Origin of the sequence: Natrinema longum, from assembly GCF_017352095.1 — an archaeon.
Lineage (GTDB): Archaea > Halobacteriota > Halobacteria > Halobacteriales > Natrialbaceae > Natrinema > Natrinema longum.
Genome location: NZ_CP071463.1, coordinates 1,424,539 through 1,442,496, shown reverse-complemented (window position 1 = coordinate 1,442,496; position 17,958 = coordinate 1,424,539). Strand labels below are relative to the sequence as shown.

Below are 17,958 nucleotides of genomic sequence, written 5' to 3'. Positions count from 1 at the left end.
TGGCCACGACTCGGGGAATCACCGTAAGGATACCTGTCAGGATCGAATCGGTTCAGCGAACGGTAGCGGGTTCGCCGGAGACTCGAGAACCTATTTACCGTCCGGCGTGAACGTCCCGTGCATGTACGATTTCGTCGTCGTCGGCGTCGGCCCGCCGGGGGCGCGCTTCGCCCGCCGGGCCGCCCAGCAGGGCTACGACGTGCTCGCCCTCGAAAAAGGGCGGATCGGGGACCCGCTGGCCTGTTCGGGCCACGTGAGTACGGACGTCTGGAACTTCACCGGCGAGGGTGCCCGGGAGGAACTCTTTCAGAACGAGATCTACGGCGCGCGATTCCACGTCGGCGGCCCGTACAGCGACGCCTATCCCTTCTACAAGCGCGAGGTCGCCTCGAACGTCATCGATCGCGTGGGACTGGATCGCCACCTCGCGGCGCTGGCTCGCGAGGCCGGCGCGGATGTCCGCGAGGGCCACACGGTTACTGCAGTGACCGAACACCGCGACCGCGTCGACGTCGTCGCCAGCGGTCCCGACGGCACCGTCGAGTTCGAGGCGAAGATGCTCGCCGGCTGTGACGGGCCGCGCTCGAGAGTTCGGGACGAACTCGAACTGCCCCAGCCCGAGGAGCTGCTCCACGGCGTACTCGCCTTTTCCGAGGAGGACGACCACGAGGATTTCGTCGACGTTCACCTCACGCCGCCGACGTTCTTCGCGTGGCGGATCCCCCGCGGCGAGGCCGGCGTCGAGTACGGGCTCGCGGCTCCCCCCGGCGTACAGGTGACCAAACACTTCGAGGACCTGATCGACGGCTACGAGATCGACGTCTCCCACCGCTGCTCGGGGGCGATCCCGATCGGCCCTCCGGACCGGGTGACGACCCGTCGGGCCTTCCTCGTCGGGGACGCGGCCGCCCAGACCAAGCCCTTCACCGGTGGGGGCATCCTCTATGGGATGACCAGCGCCGACCACGCCGCCCGCGAGATCGATCCGGACCGCCCGACCACGCTCGCGGCCTACGAACGCGCCTGGCGGGACGACCTGACGCGCGAGCAGGAACTCGGTCACTGGATTCGACGCGCCTACTCGCTGCCCGAACCGATCCAGCGGATCGGGCTGGGTGCGCTGTCGGGCGAGATCGGCGTCCACATGGACCGGCCCACCTCGCTGATCTCGACCGACCACCTCAAAGCGGTGTTCTCACGGTCGTAAATCGCCTCGGGGTCAAGTGGTTCGAGAGACTTCGTCTCTCGTCATCACGGAAATCGAAGATTTCCGTACGACCCCGAGGCTTTCGCGTGGACTCCCGTTCTATGCCGTAACCGAGGCAGGGGGTACGTACTCCCCACTCACGTTCAGCGTCCCGCGATTCAAGCGCACATCTACGGGTGCGCCTCCATCGTCTGCGTTTTGCCGACGATGGAGATACTGCAAACCGATATTCTTGGAAGCGTTGTAGTCGGCGTGGTTCTCATACCCACACTGACTGCACTTGAACGACTCTTGGTGGCGATTGTCGTTGTGGGTAAACCCACATGTCGAGCAACGCTTCGACGTGTTGCGCGGGTCAACCCCGCCCCTCCAGAAACGCCATGACGACCGTCCCCAGTCCGACGCTACTGATGACGAACCCGACGACGGAACCGAGGACCGGAACCGCACCGACCGCCACGGAAACGACGATCGCGCACCCCAGCGCGAGGAGCCGGTTGTCGCTGACGAGTCGACCGACGGCGAGATAACCGTACTCGCCGGCCACCAGCGCCACGAGGGCAAACACCAGGAGCAGCGGAATCGCGAGGACGAGTCCGATCACCGTGATCGCCAACAGAACCGAAGCGCCGATCACGGCCACCAGGCTGGCGATGCCGTAGGCGAACGCGATCCCGGGCGACTCGAGCGCGCGATCGGTTTGCCGCCGCGTGCTGTCGGGCGCGACCGCGACCAGCAGGCCGCCGACGACGAGCGTGACGAGTCCGGCGCCGATCGCCTGGACGTACCACGGCGTGGCGGCCGCGGTCTCGGTACCGGTTTCGACCCCGTTCGGCGCTCGCCGGGCGAGCGCCGCGGCGGGAACGCCCGTCAGGCCCAGCACGGTCGCGAAGGCACCGCTCCGAAACGAACGGCGGGAGGGAAGGCACATGCGTGGACCTGTCAAAGAGATCCGATAATCCTTCCGATCCGTCACGTTTCGCGACCCCCGCCTCGAGTGCCGGAGCCGACAGACCGAAGGCGTCGGTCACGCAACGGGGGAGCGATGACGGGCCAGCAGTGGCGGGCGACCGCGCTCGCGTTCGTCGCCGGGGCGCTCGAGCGGGCTGGCATCATCGACGGGGAGCGGTTTCGCCCGACGATGGAATTGGCCTGGCCCCGGATCGTCACCGGCTTCGCGATCATGTCCAAGCAGACGGCCGACCTCGCGATGGTCGGGGCCGCCGTCGGGACGGCCGGCACGGCGGGGCTGGCATTCGCGCTGGGCTACTGGCAGATCGTGACGCTGCTCGGCCTCGGGGTGGCTGGCGGGACGGTCACGCTCGTCTCGCAGAACTACGGCGGCGAGGCGACCGATCGCGCGTCGGTGGCGGTCAACCAGAGCGTCGTCCTCGCGACCGCGCTGGCGGTGCCGATCGCGCTCCTGTTCGTCGCCATCCCCGGGCCCCTAATCGCCCTGCTCGGCGCCGGACCGGACGCGCTCGTCCACGGGCGGATCTATCTCGTCTACGTCGCGCCCGCGGTGGTCTTCGAACTGCTCAACCTGATCGCCAGCCGCACCTACACCGGCGTCGGCGACACGTTCACCGAGATGGTCGCCCGCGCCGGCGGCGCGGTCTTCAACGTCGTTCTCAGTGGCCTCCTGATCTTCGGCTTTGGCCTCGGAGCCGCGGGCGCGGCCGTCGGAACCACCCTCGCCAGCGGGTTCGTGACGGTCGTCCTCGCGTGGGGGATGCTCGGGCGCTCCTACGGCCGGCTCGGTATGGAACCCAGCCCCGTCCCGATCACCCGGTCGGGACCGTGGCTCGAGCCGACGCTGTTGCGCCAGCTGATCGAAATTTCCCTGCCGGAGATCGGCCGCCGACTCGCGCAGGGGGCGGTCGTCTTCCCGCTGCTGTGGATCGCCGCCTCCTTCGGCCCGGTCGTCGTGACGGCGCTCGAGGTCGGTCGTCGGGTGCGGGCCCTGATCAACAGCGTCAACTGGGGGCTGTCCCTGGCCGTGAGTTCGCTGGTCGGTCAACACCTCGGCGCGGGCGAGGAGGCGGAGGCGGGGGCCTACGGCGCGGCGATCATCCGACTCTCGACGGTGATCTACGCCGTCGCGGGGGCGCTGGTCGTGGTCTTCGCCCGACCGATCGCGGGGCTGTTCGTGAGCGACCCCGCGGCGGTCACGCAGGCCGCGGTCTTCGTCGCCGTCGGCGCGGTCAGTTCGGTCGGCTACGGGATCGACGGGGCCGCCGCTGGAGCCCTCTTGGGTGCCGGCGACACCCGCTGGCCGTTCGTCGCCTCACTGCTGGGCCGGTACGCCTTCGCGCTCCCCGCGGCCGCGCTCGGCCTCGTCACGCCGCTCGCCGTCGGCGGGCTCTACCTCGCGCTCTTCCTCGAGACGAGCGTCCCCGGCGGGATCAACTACTGGCTGTTCCGCAGCGGCCGCTGGAAGGCCGTGAGCCGGCGGTATCGACCGTCGTCGGACCCCGGCTGAACGGTCGGCGACGACTCGCCGATCGACCGCCCCGACACCTCCCCGGCCGCGGACTCACGGACGGCTCTCGGCGGCCGCCGTTCGCCGGCCGCGTTCGACCGCCGCTTCCGCCGTGGCGTTTTTGCCCCGTTCCTCGGCGATTACGTACTGGACTTCGACGACCAGCGAGCCGTCGCTGTGGGGCCTGATCGCCTTGTAGATCCGATCGGCGAGCCCCGGTTCCGGGCCGGGTTCGCGTCCGGAGACCGTCACGACCACCCGGTCGACCGACTGGGTCGGGTAGTCGCCGTCGAGTTCGACCGCGACCTCGTCGCTCTCGAGTTCGTCGTACTGTGGCTCCGCGAGCACCGCATTGACCTCGCTTTCGGCGGCCGACTGGAGTTCGGTCGTGTGGAAATCGAGCAGGGTAACGCCGGCGAGCGGCGCGGCGAGTACCAGGAGCCCGATCCCGAATATCGCCGCGTACGTGTACGTCGGCGTCCGGGTCGGCGACACCTCGAACAGCCCCTGCGGGCGGTAGCCGGCGATCCACAGCGTCGTCAGCGCGGCGAGGTTGATCGACAGGAGGTTGACGACCACGAGGCCGGCGGCACCGATCGCCGCGCCGGACATCCCCCAGGCGACCGTGATGCCGACCGCGGCTGAGGGCGGAATCAGCGCCGCGGCGATCATCACGCCGACGATGGCCTCCGAAAAGCCCCGCGTGAGACTCAGGATCCCGGCGATCCCCGCCCCCAGCGCGACCGCGAGCGAGAACAGGTTCGGCGCGACCCGTTCCTCGAGTTCGGTGGCGACGACGATGTCGACCCCGGCGGGCTCGAGGCCGGCCAGCCGCGCGAGCATCGCGAGGGCGATCGAGGAGACGACGACCATCGCTACACCGGCGATCTGGTAGGTGAAGCCGGTCCGTTTGAGTCGGCTGTCGCCGGTCACGATGCCGATGTTGGCGGCGAGTGCGGGTCCCAAAAGCGGCGCGATGACCATCGCCCCGATCACGACCGCGGGGGAATCGGCCAGCAGCCCGGCGGTGGCGACGACGGCGCTGATCAGCAACATGACGGTATAGATCGCGAATGGGGGCGTGAGTTCGTCGGCCTTCGTACGCAACACCTGCCTCGAGGTGCGCGATCCCGTCTGCCCGCCACGACTGTATCGTTCCCGGAGCGTCGCGAACCCCTCGGAAATGACCGTCTCGGCGTTGATGACGACGACGCTGGCCTCGTCCCCGATTCCGGCCCGCTTTAGCCGATCGAGGAGCGGTTCGACCGCCTGTGTCGGGACCGGAAACCGGACGACCGCGGCGTACCCCCTCCCGCTGGTTTCGTCGCTGACGACGTACTCGATCCCTTCCGACTCGAGGATGTCGAGAACGGCTCGTCGCTTCCCCTCCTGTACCGCGATCTCCAGGTAGCGCATACTGTGGCCACATTCGAGTCGAGGTTAGTAGTCGGGGCAGCAGTGGACGGGTGGCGGGGCAGCAGTGGACGAGCGTCCGTCAGCCGTCGGTGCCGAGTATTCCGCAGGCGATCGCCTCGGGCTCGACCGGTTCCGCCCCGTCGACCGCGTCGGGATGTAACAGGAGGATCGCGTCGTCGGGCATCTCGGCTTCGACCCGGACCCGCCGGCCGAGGACGTCCTCGAGTTCGTCGACGTCGTCGATGTCGTACTCCCGTTCGCAGAGCCGTTCGGCGTTGGCCCGCGAGAGGACGAAGACGAGCGCGCCCGGCTCGAGGTGTTCGCTTTCGGCGGTCTCGAGCAGGGTCGCGAGGGCAGTCGAGGAGACGCGCTCGAGCGAGCGGATCGTCACCCGTTCGGTGTCCGAACCCGGCGCTTGCTGTGACTGCGTGCGGACGCGAGCGGTCAGCTCCGCGAAGTCGGTTTCGGGGTCGAGACGCGGTGGCATACGCCGTTTCGGCCGCCGTTCGTCTTGACGCTGTGGCCGGCCAGTTCCGGCGTTCACGTGGCCCCGAGTACGGATCCTCGAGCAGCCCGCAGGCTGTATCAGCGAATCCGACAGTCCGTCCCGATGTAACAGCGGTTTTTACGCACTGCTGGTGTACGAAGCCCGATGTCGACGATAGCGGACCTCCGGCTACCGGCGGCTGAGACCGCCCTGGCGACGGCGTTCGAACGCGCACCCGCGGCCACGTTCGAACTCGAGTCCTCGGTGTCGAAGACGCGCCCCTCGCTGTGGGTTTCCGGTGTCGATCCCGAGACGGCCGGGACGGCGTTCGAGGCCGATCCCTCGGTCGAGGAAGCCGAGCTCCTCGTCGAAACGGGATCGCGGCTGCTCTACGACGTGACCTTCTCGGCGGGTGCCGGGACGAACCGACTCTGGGACGACCTGCTCGCGGACGGCGGCTCGTTGCTCGAGGCACGGGCGAGCGACGGCTGGTGGCAGGTGACGGTTCGGTACCGTGACCGCGACCGGCTCTGTGACGCCTACGATCGGCTGGTCGATCGCGGGATCAACGCCGACCTCCGGCGCGTGACGGACGTGACCGACGTCGAGGGCCACGAGACGCGACTGACGCCCGAACAGCAGGAGGCCCTCGAGGCGGCCCTGGAGTACGGCTACTTCGAGATCCCACGCGGGATTTCGATGGAGGAACTGGCCGAGGAGCTGGGGATCTCCCACCAGGCGCTCTCCGAGCGGTTCCGAAGGGCCTACGAGACGCTGGTCGACGCCGAGCTACAGCCCACGGGAGCGGACACGGAGCGGACTGACGGACGCATCGACCAGTAATTACCCACACAACGGGTGGCAACGTGGCACAATCGTTATTTGATTGGGTTGCGTTCGACCGAACATGGCTGCGCTACTTTCCGACGAGGAAATCGAGGACCGGCTCCCCGACGAGTGGGAACGGGAGGACGACGAGATCGTCCGGGTCTACGAGTTCGACGACTACCTTCGTGGCGTCAACTTCGCCCAGATGGTCGGCGAGATCGCCGAAGCCCAGTTCCACCATCCCGAGATCATCATCCGGTATGCCGGCGTCGAGATCCGGCTGACATCCCACGAGGAAGGCGGGATTACCGAGAGCGATATCGAGATGGCAGAGCTGATCGAGTCCGAGCGCGACGACTGAGCCCGCCCGGCCAGACGAGCATTCGATGGACGCCCGTTACGTCTTCCGCGTTCGGCTCCGCCTCGAGCCCGCCCGGGAGGAGGTCTCCCTCGAGCCGGGCAGTGCCGAGACGACGGTCACGCTCTTTCGCGAGGCACCGGAGCCGGGCACGGAGGGGTGGCTCTTCTTCGGAAATACGCTCTGGCGTGGCGAGGTGGCCGACCAACCGCACGCCCGCCGACTCGCCGCGGAGTGGCTCGGCGTTCCAGCGCGGCGTATCGAGGATGTCGACTTCCGAGAACTCCAGGCCGACGAGGAGTACGTCGACGCGCTGAAACGGGAAATCGCCGCCGACCTCGAGCCGTTCAATGCCGACACCGTCTCGGCAGTACTCTCGAAGTATCTGGGCTCGAGCGTCCACGTCCGCTCACCCTGATGGCCGACCCGTCCGGTCGTGGCTCGCCGTCCTCCGCTCGAGGTCGCTCCGCCGGATCACGTCTCCTCGCCGAGTCACGGATCGGGGCCGTTCCCCTGTTTGGGACCCGACCAGGGACTTCCGTCTCGAACGGACCGTCCCGTTACAGTAGTATAAGGGGATTATATTCCCCAGGTATATAATAATGGCAGTTGTTATCATGTAACGACCCTACCTTTATATATTCGCTTGTGGCCGCCTTCTATGATGTCTTCGAACGAATTTGCGATTCCGGACGAGCTCGCATCACCACAGGCGAAACTCGTTTACGCGTCCCTCTTCGTTACCGACGAGCCGACTGCGACTGATCTTCAGGGACTGTTGGGACTCTCGAAGCTCACGCTCTTTGCCGTTCTCGAATCGCTCACTGCGAACGACCTCGTCCGGCGAACGGAGGCTGGCTATGTCGTCCGGTGATCCGAAAGCGCTCTCGGTCGTCGAGACGGCCCTGCAGCGGGAAATTCGGGTCGACTGCTACGTCCGGTCGTCCCTCTCGACGGCCGTTGCCTCCCGAGTCACGACCCTCGTCGAACGGCTTCGGACGCTCAGCGAACGGGGGGTCGTCGCCGACGTACGGGTCGATCAGTGGCCACTGAACGGCTCGATTGCGGACGAATCCCGGCGCACGCGGGACGAACTCGTCGACGCCTTCGAACAGTGGGCCGCCCAGCACGGCTACTCGCTCGAGCCGGCGTTCCGTCGTCGGATAACGCCGCCCTCACCGCTTGGTCTCGAGGGCGAACCGCGCGAGCGGACGCGGGTTCCGCTGGTGGCACTGGCGTTCTACGAGGCCGATACCGACGCGGAGAGGCTCCGAGGGGTCGTGCCGTGTACGGACGACTCCCGTCCCGACACCGGACGGACGTATACCGTCGACCAGTGGCTCACCGCGGTCGAACGAACGCTCCTCGACACGGCACCGAACGAGCCCGGAACCGGGCAGACCACGCCGCTGGAAGGGCAGTGAGACGGTCCCCTGTCCGTCAGTGCCGGTGGGACCGGGCCCGCCCTGCGGTCCCACCGGGACAGCAAACCGTACGAGTCACGGCAGTCGAGTGGCACCGGTTCGGCGAACGGCACCCGGTTGGACTGTCGCTGTGCCGTGTGGACGGACGCGTCCCGGCCGGACGACGACCCGAGCGTCGCGGAGTACGCCAACCGGGCGCAGTTGCGGGTGGACTGAACCTGACGACCGTGGCCTCCCGCCGTCCCGGCCGAACCGGTCGATAAGCATTTACTCGAGAAACACATATATCGGCGTCCGATGGCTCTCGAGCGCGACTACGACTTCTGGCTCCTCGATCTCGACGGCACCCTCGTCGACGTCGAGTGGTCCTACACTCGCGAGGTGTTCGATCGGGTCGGCGACCGACTCGGCCGGGAGTTCACCGATCGGGAGGCCGACGTCATCTGGAACGGCCTGACCGGCTCTCGCGATCACCAGCTTCGAGAATGGGGCGTCGATCCGACCGCCTTCTGGGAGGCGTTCCACGAGGAGGAGGATCCACTGGTGCGAGCCGAGCAGACGTACCTCCACGAGGACGCCGCGTTCGTCGCCGACCTCGAGGTACCGGTCGGACTGGTCACCCACTGTCAGGAGTTCCTCGCCGAGCCAGTCCTCGACAACGTGGGAATCCGCGACTGGTTCGACGCGCAACTCTGCTGTACCGAAGAGACCGGGTGGAAACCCGATCCGACGCCAGTCCAGTCGGTCATGTCCGAGTTGGGCGTCGCCCACAACGGCCACCAGGGTGTGCTCGCGGGCGACGGTGCAAACGACGTCGGTGCGGCCTGGAACGCCGGCCTCGACGCGATTCACGTCGAACGGGTCGGCCACGATCGACGGGGGCAGTGCGTACTCGGCGACTATCGCGTCCGCTCGTTCGACGAACTCTCCTGCTCTCCGGCGTCGCTGTGAATGGGCGCGGGTCCCTGCAGTGGACTCTCTCGAACTTCGGTCTGCGACGACGGCACCGACGGACTGCCTCGAGACCGAAAGGCCCTCAAGGAGACGGCGACGACCGACGCTCGATGAAATACTGTCTCGACTGCGACTGGTCTCTGAACGCGGTCGACGAACCCTCGCGTGGCGACCGCTCGCGGGCGGCGATCGAACACCACGTCGAAACGGGGCACACGATCGACTCGAGCGAGTCGACCGTCCGACCGACGACGCCGGGCGTCGCGGGTCCCGTTTTCGTTCGCGAGTTGCTCCCCTCGAGGGACTGATCGACGGCGTCGCGCCCGCGTCACTCGAGGACGGACCGTCGCTACTCGTAGTGTTCCTCGAGGTAGTCGATGATGTCGCCGCTCTCGTAAAGCGACGTTTCGCGGTCGGTATCGACGAGGAACGGGATCGCATCGTCGCCCCCCAGATCGATCATCGCTTCGTGGACCCAGTCGTTACACACGTCACCACCTTCGTGGCCGGGTCGGCGAGGGTTGTGAATCACGTACGAGACGCCCAGATCCGTCAGTTTCTGTCGGACATCAGCACTGTGGGGGCAGCTCTCGGCCTGATAGAGTTCGAGCATTCGATACCCTCGACCAGACGGTCCAGAATAAACGTTGGGCCGGTACCCACTGCTGTCGGCGATTGGTAACCGATTCACCGTATTCACGCCTTCTTACCATTTCCCCGACAGGAAAGCTTATGCCCGGATGCTGGGCTTATCGAAGCATGACACGCGATACATCGGTACAGAACCGAACTGACGCGGCTGCGAACGAACGTCAACTCCCGAACCTCGTGACGATCGTCGGACGAGGGGTCCCCTCGAACTACGAGGTCGCCGTCGACGGCGACCTCGAGTCCCTCGCGGACGACCCCACGGCCGAGGGCCCGGTCGTCGCCGGGAGCGTCGCCGAGGGTGCGATCGACGTCGGCGTCCGACGATTCCGGTTTTCCGGGGAGATGGCGAACGTCCGCCTCGTCGACTGGAACGGCACCGAAGCGGCCGACTCCGCGAGCGTCCCGACGGTCCACGTGGAGTACGGCGCACCGACCCGATAAGGCGGCCTCGAGACGGCCGAGTGAGAGGGGAGTCTGGGGGTGGCCGTCGGATCGAGTTCGGAACACAGCACACCGACAGCGCCGCTGGACGCCCGAGTGGAACCGAACCGAAACTCGATCCGGGGGCGTGGCCCCTCGTTAGTCGTCGTCCGTCGCGCCGATTCCCGTGTCGGCACTCGCGGTGACGACCGACGGCGGTGCGAGCGGGCCGTCGTCCGAATCGAACTCCGGATTGAACAGTTGCAGTGCGGTATGGATCGTACTCCAGTCGTCTTCGGCCGCCGCCTCGCGGAGGCTCTTGGTCGGCGGGGCGAGCAACTGGTTGACCAGCGCGTCGGCCATCGCCTCGACGACCTCGCGCTGGTCGTCGGTCACTTCGCCCTCGAGGTGTGAGAGCGCCGTCTCGACCTCGCGGTCCTTGATCCGCTCGGCGGATTCGTACATCGCCGCGATCGCTTCGTCGGCGCGAGCGCGTTTGTACTGGTCACAGAGCAGGTCGAACTCGGCGTCGATCATCGACTCGACCTCACGGGCGGCGTCGGCCCGCTGTTCGCGGGTCTCCGCGGTGATCGACTCGAGATCGTCCAGATCGAACACCCGTACCGCGGGGAGGGCGTCGGCCGCCGGTTCGACGTCTCGTGGCTGGCCGAGATCGACGATGACCTGTTCGGAGTCGGTTTCGTCGGTCCCGGTATCGCCGTCGAGGTGGTGTGTCTCGAGCACTGGCTCCTCGCTGCCGGTCGCCGCGACGATGATATCGGCACGGCTCGTGACGGTCTCGAGCGCCTCGAGCGGGACGGCCGCGGCGTCGGTCTCGTCCTCGACGTCGTCGACGAGGTGTTCGGCGTGGGCGACGGTTCGATTGGCGACGACGAGTTCGTCGACGCCGGCGTCCCCGAGGCTCCGGGCCGCGAGTTGCCCCATCTCGCCGGCCCCGACGACCAGCGCGGTCGCCCCCTCGAGGTCGAGTTCCTCGGCGGCGCGTCGCGTCGCGGCCGAACCGAGCGAGACGACACCCTCGTTGATCCCGGTTTCGGTGCGGGCACGCTCGCCGACGTGGATCGCCTTCGTGACGGCGGCCTCGAGCATCGAGCCGATGCCTCCGGCGTCGCGAGCGTCCTCGTAGGCGGTTCGCACCTGGCCGATGATCTGGTCTTCGCCGAGGATCACCGACTCGAGGCCGGCAGCGACTCGGAGCAGGTGCCGGAGACTCTCGTCGTGGGCGGTCGTCACGACGGCGTCGTCGTCGACCGCGGCGAAAAACTCCGCGAGCGCGGCCCGGCCGACGGCGTGGTCGGCACCGACGACGTATGCCTCTACCCGGTTGCACGTCGAGAGGACGTACGCTTCGTCGATATCGGGAACGGTCAGGAGTTCCCGGACGGCGGCTCCCTGACTCTCCGGGCTCGCGGCGGCCAGGTCGTCGACGCCGCCGCTCTCGTGGGTCACCCGTCCGGCGGTCACGACCCCTGTCGACATCACGGCCGATCACCACCAGTTGCCAGTTCTTCGCCGAGCACGTCCTCGATCACTTGCGGACAGTTGGAAGTACCCGTACGTAAAGCTGTCCAAACATCCGGAGAATTGACGACATTCGTCACGATCTCTCGTCGCCGGTCCGCTGACACGTCCCGTGTCTTGAGTTGCTCGCGAACCCCGCTACAGACCCGCGCCATCTCGCCGGCCCCCTCGAGCGTCTCCTCGAGTTCCTGGCGGAGGTACTTGCTCAGTGCGGGGGCCCGGCCGCCGGTCGCGATCGCGACGGTCACCGGCTCCTCCCGGACGGTCGCGGGAACGACGACGCTGCCGGGTTCGCGTTCTCCGGAGCGATCCGCCCGGTTGACGAGGATCCCTCGATCGTGGGCCGCGTCGACGACGGCCTCGTTGATCGCCGCGTCGTCGGTCGCGGCGACGACCAACGCAGGTGCGGTTCGCTCGAGCCACGCCGGGACGTCGTCGGCGTCGGGGGCCGCCCGGATCAGTTCGGCATCGCCGAAGTCGCGATCGGCGAACGCCGGACTGACGACGAGCACCCGCGCTTCGCGGGCGAACCGTCGCGCTTTCCGGGCACCGACCGGTCCGCCGCCGACGACGAGCACGGTCGCGTTCGTGAAATCGTGCAAGAGTGGAATCATGTGGGGAGTCTGCGTCGTTCGGCCGGCCTTATCGCTCTCTGGTGTTCGCGTCGGCACGCTCTTCCATCCGAATCCCGGTTTTCTTCAATATTTGCGTCGAAAACAGGGTGTCCCAGTCGTCGTCGGTCACGTCCCAGTACTCGTCCATGGTTTCACGGACCTGCTCGATGCGCCGTCGACTTTCCGCCTCGCTGCGGCCGTGGGTCATCGCGAAGAAGTTGTACGGCCAGACGCCCTCGTGGCGGGGCCGCCGGTAACAGTGAGTCACGAACGGCAGCGAGGCGACTTCGGGACCGACCTCGGGAACGACGTCGTCGGGCACGTTCCAGACCGTCATCCCGTTTTCCGTGTAGCCCAGCGCGTAGTGGTTCGGGACGACACCGATCCGTCGGATCTTCCCCTCGCGTTCGAACCGTTTGACGGTCTCGAGGACCCACTCCACGTCCGCTCCGATCGCATCGGCCACGTCCGCGTAGGGCGTCTCGGTGAGTGGAACTCCGTCCTGTACCTCGAGGACGAGATCGCGTTCGGCCGGCGACAGCGTGGGTTCGTCGGTCGGTGTCACGTCGGGGCCGAGATCGGTGCAGTCGATCCCGGCGGCCGCGACGTCACCGTCGCCGTCGAGGGGACCGTCGACGTAGAACTTGGCCTCGACGCGGAACTCCCGTCGTTTCGGGAGGTTGTACGTTTCCTGGCCCGTTTCGGCCTCGATCTCGGCGAGGACGTCCCCGACGCGATCCTCGTCGGCGACGCTCACGACGAACCAGACGTTCAGGTGGGGATGGGCTCGCTCGTAGTTGTGCGCGACCTCGTGGTGGTCGTTGACCAGCTCGACGATCTCGTCGAAGCGCTCCTCGGGGGCGTGCATGGCGACGAGCGTCGCCGCGCCGCCGATCTCCTGGGCGTTGACGAGCGGCCCGAACCGTGATAGCGTGCCCCGTTCGTCGAGGTCTCGAATCGTCTCGAGTAGTTCCGTCGCGTCGATGTCGACCCCGCGTTCGCGCATTGCGGCGGCGGCGTCTTCGAACGGTCGCGGTACGACGGGGAAGCCACCCTGAAAGGCGTTGATGACCGCCCGCTCGCGCTCGGTGAGGTCGACGTCCGTGGTCATAGACGGCTATCGGGACTACCGAAGTATAAGGAAATCGGACCCGGGGACGACGTTCGGGCTGCATTGGCGTCGTCTCGGCGACACGAGAACGGCGAGAGCCGAGGTGGCCCTGCGCGAAACACCAGCTACGCACTCAACCGGAGTAACGGCCGGCGGATTACTCGGACGTGCCCCACTTGGCGGCGTGTTTCGGGCGGCTGGATACCGATTCGACCTCGAGGTCACCATCGAAGCTATCGAGCGCTTCGACGTAGGCCTCGGCGCTGGCGACCGTCGACAGGTAGGGGATCTCCTCCTCGACGGCCATCTCGAGGGTGTCGCGGTCGCGGCTGACGACGAAGTCGACCTCGTTCTCGCGGATCGCCTGTGGCACGTCGTCGAACTCGGCCACGTCGAAGTGGTTCTCGAAGCCGTCGACGTCGAGGTCGACGACGGCAGTCCCCTCGCTGACGGCGTTGCCGGCGGCCTGCTGGGCCTTCCAGTAGGCCGTGCCGAAGTCGCTTGCCGTGCCCATGACCTCGCCCGTGGACTTCATCTCCGGACCGAGACGCGGGTCCGAGCCCGGCAGGCGGTCGAAGGGGAGGACGACCTCCTTGATCGAGGTGTGGTCGGGGATCTGCTCGTCGGCCTCGAGACTCGCGAGCGTCTCGCCGGCCATGACCTGCGCTGCAAGCTTGGCGATCGGGACGCCCGTCGCCTTGGAGACGAACGGGACGGTACGCGAGGAGCGCGGGTTGGCCTCGAGCACGTAGACCTCGCCGTCCCTGACTGCGAGCTGAACGTTCAGTAGTCCTTTGGTCTTCAGCGCCTCGGCGATGTCCTCGGTGACCTCGCGGACGCGCTCTAAGGTATCTTCGTCCAGCGAGCGTGGCGGGATCATACACGCGGAATCGCCCGAGTGGACGCCCGCGCTCTCGACGTGTTCCATGATGCCGCCGATGATGACGTTGCGGCCGTCGGAGACCGCATCCACGTCGAGTTCGATCGCGTCCTCGAGGAAGTCGTCGACGAGGATCGGCTTGTCGGGGGCGACGCGGACGGCCTCCTCGATGTAGGTCTCGAGTTCCGCGTCGTCGTAGACGACCTGCATCGCGCGACCGCCCAGCACGTAGGAGGGGCGGACGAGGACGGGGTAGCCGATGTCGTGGGCGAGTTCGAGGGCCTCCTCCTCGGAGAAGGCCGTCCCGCCGTCGGGCTGGGAGATCTCGAGTTCGTCCATCAGGGCGTTAAAGCGATCGCGGTCCTCCGCTAAGTCCATCGCCTCGACGGAGGTGCCCATGACTTCACAGTCCAGGCCGCGGCGCTCGAGTTCGTCCTCGAGGGGTTCGCCGATGTTGACGGAGGTCTGACCGCCGAACTGGACCATCACGCCGTCGGCACCGGTCGCCTCGGCGACGTCGGCGACTTCCTCCGCCGTGATCGGCTCGAAGAAGAGCCCGTCGGAGGTGTCGTAGTCGGTCGACACCGTCTCGGGGTTGTTGTTGACGACGTAGGCGTCGATGCCGAGGTCGCGCAGCGCGCGGACCGCGTGGACCGAACAGTAGTCGAACTCGACGCCCTGTCCGATGCGGATCGGGCCGCCGCCGACGACGATCACGCTCTCGATGTCGCGGTCGACCTCGAGTTCGCCCGCGGCGGCGTCGCCGAGCAGCGGACCGGACTCGAACTCCGACTTTCGCGCGGAGTAGTAGTACGGCGTCTCGGCCTTGAACTCGCCCGCGCAGGTGTCGACCTGCTTGTAGGTGCGACCGGGGACCTCGGTTTCGACGGTGTCGACGTCAGCGCCGGCGCTCGCGGCGATCGTCGCGTTGGTGTGGCCGGCGATCGCGGCCTCGGTGAAGTCACCCTCCTGGGCGGCGAGCGTCGAGTCGGCGATGCGCTTGAAGCGCTCGGTGTACCACTCGAAGATGCCCGTCAGCTCCTGGACTTCGTCGACGGTGTAGCCGCGTTCGAAGGCCTCGAACATCGCGTAGGGGCGATCCGGCGACGGACGTGCGAGGTAGTGTTCCTCGAGTTCCTCGTCGCTAACCTCGGCCCAGTCGATGTCGGGTTCGTACTCGCTCGAGCGAAGGGCTTTGAGCAGCGACTCCTCGAAGGTGCGGCCGATGGCCATCGCCTCGCCGGTCGACTTCATCGCCGTCGTCAGCTCGAAGTCGACGTCGTCGAACTTGTCCTTGGGCCACCGGGGCACCTTGGTGACGACGTAGTCGATCGCGGGCTCGAACGCCGCCGTCGTTTCGCCGGTGATCTCGTTGTCGATCTCGTGGAGGCGCTTGCCCAGCGCGACCTTCGCGGTCACGCGGGCGATCGGATACCCGGTCGCCTTGGAGGCCAGCGCGGAGGAGCGGGAGACGCGCGGGTTGACCTCGACGACGCGGTACTCGCCGCCGGGGGTTCCGTCGTCGCGCCACGCGAACTGGATGTTACAGCCCCCCTGAATGCCGAGTTCGCGGATGACGTCGAGCGCGGCGGTGCGCATCTCCTGGTGGCCCTCGTCGGGGACGATCTGGGAGGGTGTGACGACCGTCGACTCGCCAGTGTGGATCCCCATCGGGTCGATGTTCTCCATGTTGCAGATGATGATACACGAGTCGTCGGCGTCGCGCATCACTTCGTACTCGTACTCGACCCAGCCGGCGATGGACTCGGTGATGAGGACCTCGCTGTTGCGAGAGAGGCGCAGTCCCTTGCGGACGCGGCGGAGGAGTTCGTCCATCTCGTGGACGACGCCGGAGCCGCTCCCGCCGAGGGTGTAGGTCGTACGGGCGATGACCGGCAGTCCGCCGACCTCGTCGACGGCGGCCTGCACGCGTTCCTTCAGGTCCTCCTCGGTCATGTCGGCGACCGACTCGCCGTCCTCGAGCGAGATGGTGGTCGACGCGGGGACCGGCTGGCCGATCTTCTCCATGCGCTGGCGGAAGAGGTCGCGGTCCTCGGTCGCGTAGATCGTATCCAGGGGCGTTCCCATGATATCGACGTCGTACTCCTCGAGGACGCCTTCCTCGGCGAGTTCGGCGGTGACGTTCAGCCCGGTCTGGCCGCCCAGCCCGGCGATGACGCCGTCGGGATTCTCCTTGCGGATGATCTCGGCGATGGCGTCGGTCGTGATCGGCTCGATGTAGACCTCGTCGGCCATCTCCGGATCCGTCATGATCGTCGCGGGGTTCGAGTTGACGAGCACGACGCGAGCGCCTTCCTCCTGGAGGGCTCGGCAGGCCTGTGCACCCGAGTAGTCGAATTCGGCGGCCTGTCCGATCTGGATCGGACCGCTCCCGATCAACAGGATCGTACGTCCGTCCCCCGTCTCGCCGTCTGTGGCGGTATCCGTACTCATTTGTCTTGTCCAATCGGAGTTCGCACATCGTAATAAGCCCCACGATACAGTACGAATCTCGAAACGGCTTTTCGAAATTCGAACTCGAGGCGGGGCGGTCGCCCGATACGTCCCGATATCACACAGCAACGACCGATCTCTCCCGGCTGGGTGTGAAGCTCACTCACTCTCTCGAGTCCCCCAGCAGGTCATCGAGAGCCGCGCCGTCACGAGACGGGGGCCGTCACACGACGCTCGAGGCAGAGACGCACTTATCGGTTCGGACGACGTATCGACTATCGTATGCCAGAAGAAGTCCTGTTCGAATCCGAAAGCAGCCAGCCCAGAGCCGACATCGCGTCGTATCTCCGCACGGTCGCCGACAGACTCGAGAGTGGAGACGCGATCACGCTGAAAACGGGTACCGACTCGGTAACGCTGAACCCACCGGCGAGCCCGACGTTCGAGGTCAAAGCCGAACGCGAGGGGCCGACGGACGGTCCCGGCGAACTGAGCGTCGAGTTCGAACTCGAGTGGGACGAAAACGCCGAGACCGAAGACGGCGGGAGTGGTCCCCTAGAAATCGAGTAGGGCCGACGAGGATCGCCTGCTCGTCCTCTTCGGGCACGTGTTCCGACACCGTCGGGGGCGTCGGAAGCGATGTCACGATCACGATCGAGGCGACCGACGGCGGGTTCGCGATCGTCTTCGAAGTCGTCGAAGCCCACGGCTGGCGGATCACCGTCAGCGAGAGCGACGCGGGTGGACTCCGATTCGAAATCTCGACGGCGGACGAGGACGGTTCGGTCGTCACGGCGACTCCAGTACAAGACCGACAGTAACGCAGGACGCCGGTACGACGACGCTTACTGACGCGCTTCCGTCTCGGGTTCGAAGAGAGCGGTGAGCGTTCGACCGAGTTCGGTATGGGAGAGACGGTAGTAGATGAACGGGCCACAGAGGGCCAGCAGGGTGCCGAGCTGGGCCCATCCGAGCCGAGTCTTCGGGAGTTCCTTGCCCGTCGTCCGGGCCATCGACTGCGGGAAGACCGCGGGAGACAGCGACTGCAGTTGCGGTGCGAGCAGCCACTTGAAACACGCAACAACCTAGTAACCATCAAATCAGTTTCACTCATTTAGGAGCGTGGAAAC

Annotated in this window: 21 protein-coding genes and 1 pseudogene; 12 read left to right on the top strand and 10 right to left on the bottom strand. The window is 66.8% G+C overall.

Annotation, left to right across the window (positions count from 1 at the left end; translation table 11 throughout):
- Nucleotides 1–121: 121 nt before the first annotated feature.
- A complete protein-coding gene (locus J0X27_RS07185) occupies nt 122–1,207 on the top strand; it encodes a geranylgeranyl reductase family protein (RefSeq protein ID WP_207271695.1) in 1,086 nt (361 codons plus the stop codon).
- A gap of 99 nt (nt 1,208–1,306) precedes the next feature.
- On the opposite strand, the pseudogene J0X27_RS07180 reads toward J0X27_RS07185, so the two are convergent.
- Together J0X27_RS07180 and J0X27_RS07175 are read right to left on the bottom strand one after the other, a co-directional pair.
- Nucleotides 1,307–1,567: pseudogene (locus J0X27_RS07180) on the bottom strand (zinc ribbon domain-containing protein); the annotation flags it as partial.
- Nucleotides 1,563–2,138: a DUF8173 domain-containing protein gene (locus J0X27_RS07175; protein WP_224214622.1), complete on the bottom strand. Its 576-nt coding sequence runs from the start codon at nt 2,136–2,138 to the stop codon at nt 1,563–1,565. The gene J0X27_RS07175 and the pseudogene J0X27_RS07180, both read right to left, overlap by 5 nt.
- A gap of 114 nt (nt 2,139–2,252) precedes the next feature.
- On the opposite strand from J0X27_RS07175, the gene J0X27_RS07170 reads away from it, so the two are divergent.
- Complete coding sequence (locus J0X27_RS07170) at nt 2,253–3,689, top strand: MATE family efflux transporter (RefSeq protein ID WP_207271694.1); 1,437 nt, start codon at nt 2,253–2,255, stop codon at nt 3,687–3,689.
- A 54-nt stretch (nt 3,690–3,743) separates the two neighbouring features.
- On the opposite strand, the gene J0X27_RS07165 is transcribed toward J0X27_RS07170, so the two are convergent.
- Together J0X27_RS07165 and J0X27_RS07160 are read right to left on the bottom strand one after the other, a co-directional pair.
- Nucleotides 3,744–5,105, bottom strand: coding sequence for a TIGR00341 family protein (locus tag J0X27_RS07165; protein ID WP_207271693.1), 1,362 nt, complete (start codon nt 5,103–5,105; stop codon nt 3,744–3,746).
- A gap of 79 nt (nt 5,106–5,184) precedes the next feature.
- Entirely contained in the window at nt 5,185–5,592 is a 408-nt protein-coding gene (locus tag J0X27_RS07160) for a hypothetical protein (RefSeq protein WP_207271692.1), read from the bottom strand.
- A 165-nt stretch (nt 5,593–5,757) separates the two neighbouring features.
- Between J0X27_RS07160 and J0X27_RS07155 the strand changes: the two genes are divergently transcribed.
- The 7 genes from J0X27_RS07155 to J0X27_RS07125 all read left to right on the top strand — a co-directional run bounded on the left by J0X27_RS07155 (nt 5,758) and on the right by J0X27_RS07125 (nt 9,464).
- Complete coding sequence (locus J0X27_RS07155; RefSeq protein WP_207271691.1) at nt 5,758–6,435, top strand: helix-turn-helix domain-containing protein; 678 nt, start codon at nt 5,758–5,760, stop codon at nt 6,433–6,435.
- Nucleotides 6,436–6,499: 64 nt separating this feature from the next.
- Complete coding sequence (locus tag J0X27_RS07150) at nt 6,500–6,781, top strand: 4a-hydroxytetrahydrobiopterin dehydratase (protein WP_207271690.1); 282 nt, start codon at nt 6,500–6,502, stop codon at nt 6,779–6,781.
- Nucleotides 6,782–6,806: 25 nt separating this feature from the next.
- Complete coding sequence (lwrS, locus tag J0X27_RS07145; protein ID WP_207271689.1) at nt 6,807–7,196, top strand: LWR-salt protein; 390 nt, start codon at nt 6,807–6,809, stop codon at nt 7,194–7,196.
- A gap of 243 nt (nt 7,197–7,439) precedes the next feature.
- Nucleotides 7,440–7,652 carry a MarR family transcriptional regulator gene (locus J0X27_RS07140; RefSeq protein WP_207271688.1) on the top strand — a complete coding sequence of 71 codons (213 nt, stop codon included), beginning with the start codon at nt 7,440–7,442 and terminating at the stop codon, nt 7,650–7,652.
- Nucleotides 7,639–8,202, top strand: coding sequence for an HTH domain-containing protein (locus tag J0X27_RS07135; protein ID WP_207271687.1), 564 nt, complete (start codon nt 7,639–7,641; stop codon nt 8,200–8,202). Before J0X27_RS07140 ends, J0X27_RS07135 begins: the two co-directional genes overlap by 14 nt.
- A 297-nt stretch (nt 8,203–8,499) precedes the next feature.
- Nucleotides 8,500–9,153 (top strand): HAD family hydrolase, encoded by a 654-nt coding sequence (locus J0X27_RS07130; protein ID WP_207271686.1) that lies wholly within the window; start codon nt 8,500–8,502, stop codon nt 9,151–9,153.
- Between the two features lie 113 nt (nt 9,154–9,266).
- The gene (locus J0X27_RS07125) at nt 9,267–9,464 is read left to right on the top strand and encodes a hypothetical protein (RefSeq protein WP_207271685.1); all 198 of its coding nucleotides are present in this window, start codon (nt 9,267–9,269) and stop codon (nt 9,462–9,464) included.
- 41 nt (nt 9,465–9,505) lie between these two features.
- Here J0X27_RS07125 and J0X27_RS07120 read toward each other — a convergent pair whose 3' ends face one another.
- Entirely contained in the window at nt 9,506–9,769 is a 264-nt protein-coding gene (locus J0X27_RS07120; RefSeq protein ID WP_207271684.1) for a glutathione S-transferase N-terminal domain-containing protein, read from the bottom strand.
- A gap of 146 nt (nt 9,770–9,915) precedes the next feature.
- Here J0X27_RS07120 and J0X27_RS07115 point away from each other — a divergent pair, with 146 nt between their 5' ends.
- Entirely contained in the window at nt 9,916–10,248 is a 333-nt protein-coding gene (locus tag J0X27_RS07115) for a hypothetical protein (protein WP_207271683.1), read from the top strand.
- 138 nt (nt 10,249–10,386) lie between these two features.
- Here the strand turns inward: J0X27_RS07115 and hemA are convergent, their stop codons facing one another.
- The 4 genes from hemA to carB form a co-directional block, all read right to left on the bottom strand.
- A complete protein-coding gene (hemA, locus tag J0X27_RS07110) occupies nt 10,387–11,727 on the bottom strand; it encodes a glutamyl-tRNA reductase (RefSeq protein ID WP_207271682.1) in 1,341 nt (446 codons plus the stop codon).
- A complete protein-coding gene (locus J0X27_RS07105; RefSeq protein WP_207271681.1) occupies nt 11,727–12,383 on the bottom strand; it encodes a precorrin-2 dehydrogenase/sirohydrochlorin ferrochelatase family protein in 657 nt (218 codons plus the stop codon). Before J0X27_RS07105 ends, hemA begins: the two co-directional genes overlap by 1 nt.
- 28 nt (nt 12,384–12,411) lie before the next feature.
- Nucleotides 12,412–13,494, bottom strand: coding sequence for a siroheme decarboxylase subunit beta (gene ahbB, locus J0X27_RS07100; RefSeq protein ID WP_207271680.1), 1,083 nt, complete (start codon nt 13,492–13,494; stop codon nt 12,412–12,414).
- A 157-nt stretch (nt 13,495–13,651) separates the two neighbouring features.
- Nucleotides 13,652–16,828, bottom strand: coding sequence for a carbamoyl-phosphate synthase large subunit (carB, locus tag J0X27_RS07095; RefSeq protein WP_207271679.1), 3,177 nt, complete (start codon nt 16,826–16,828; stop codon nt 13,652–13,654).
- 282 nt (nt 16,829–17,110) lie between these two features.
- Between carB and J0X27_RS07090 the strand changes: the two genes are divergently transcribed.
- Nucleotides 17,111–17,398 carry an amphi-Trp domain-containing protein gene (locus tag J0X27_RS07090; protein ID WP_207271678.1) on the top strand — a complete coding sequence of 96 codons (288 nt, stop codon included), beginning with the start codon at nt 17,111–17,113 and terminating at the stop codon, nt 17,396–17,398.
- On the top strand, nt 17,341–17,649 hold the full coding sequence (locus tag J0X27_RS07085) for a sensor histidine kinase (RefSeq protein WP_207271677.1): 309 nt from the start codon (nt 17,341–17,343) through the stop codon (nt 17,647–17,649). Before J0X27_RS07090 ends, J0X27_RS07085 begins: the two co-directional genes overlap by 58 nt.
- A gap of 24 nt (nt 17,650–17,673) precedes the next feature.
- On the opposite strand, the gene J0X27_RS07080 is transcribed toward J0X27_RS07085, so the two are convergent.
- Nucleotides 17,674–17,841 carry a hypothetical protein gene (locus J0X27_RS07080; RefSeq protein ID WP_207271676.1) on the bottom strand — a complete coding sequence of 56 codons (168 nt, stop codon included), beginning with the start codon at nt 17,839–17,841 and terminating at the stop codon, nt 17,674–17,676.
- Nucleotides 17,842–17,958 lie beyond the last annotated feature (117 nt).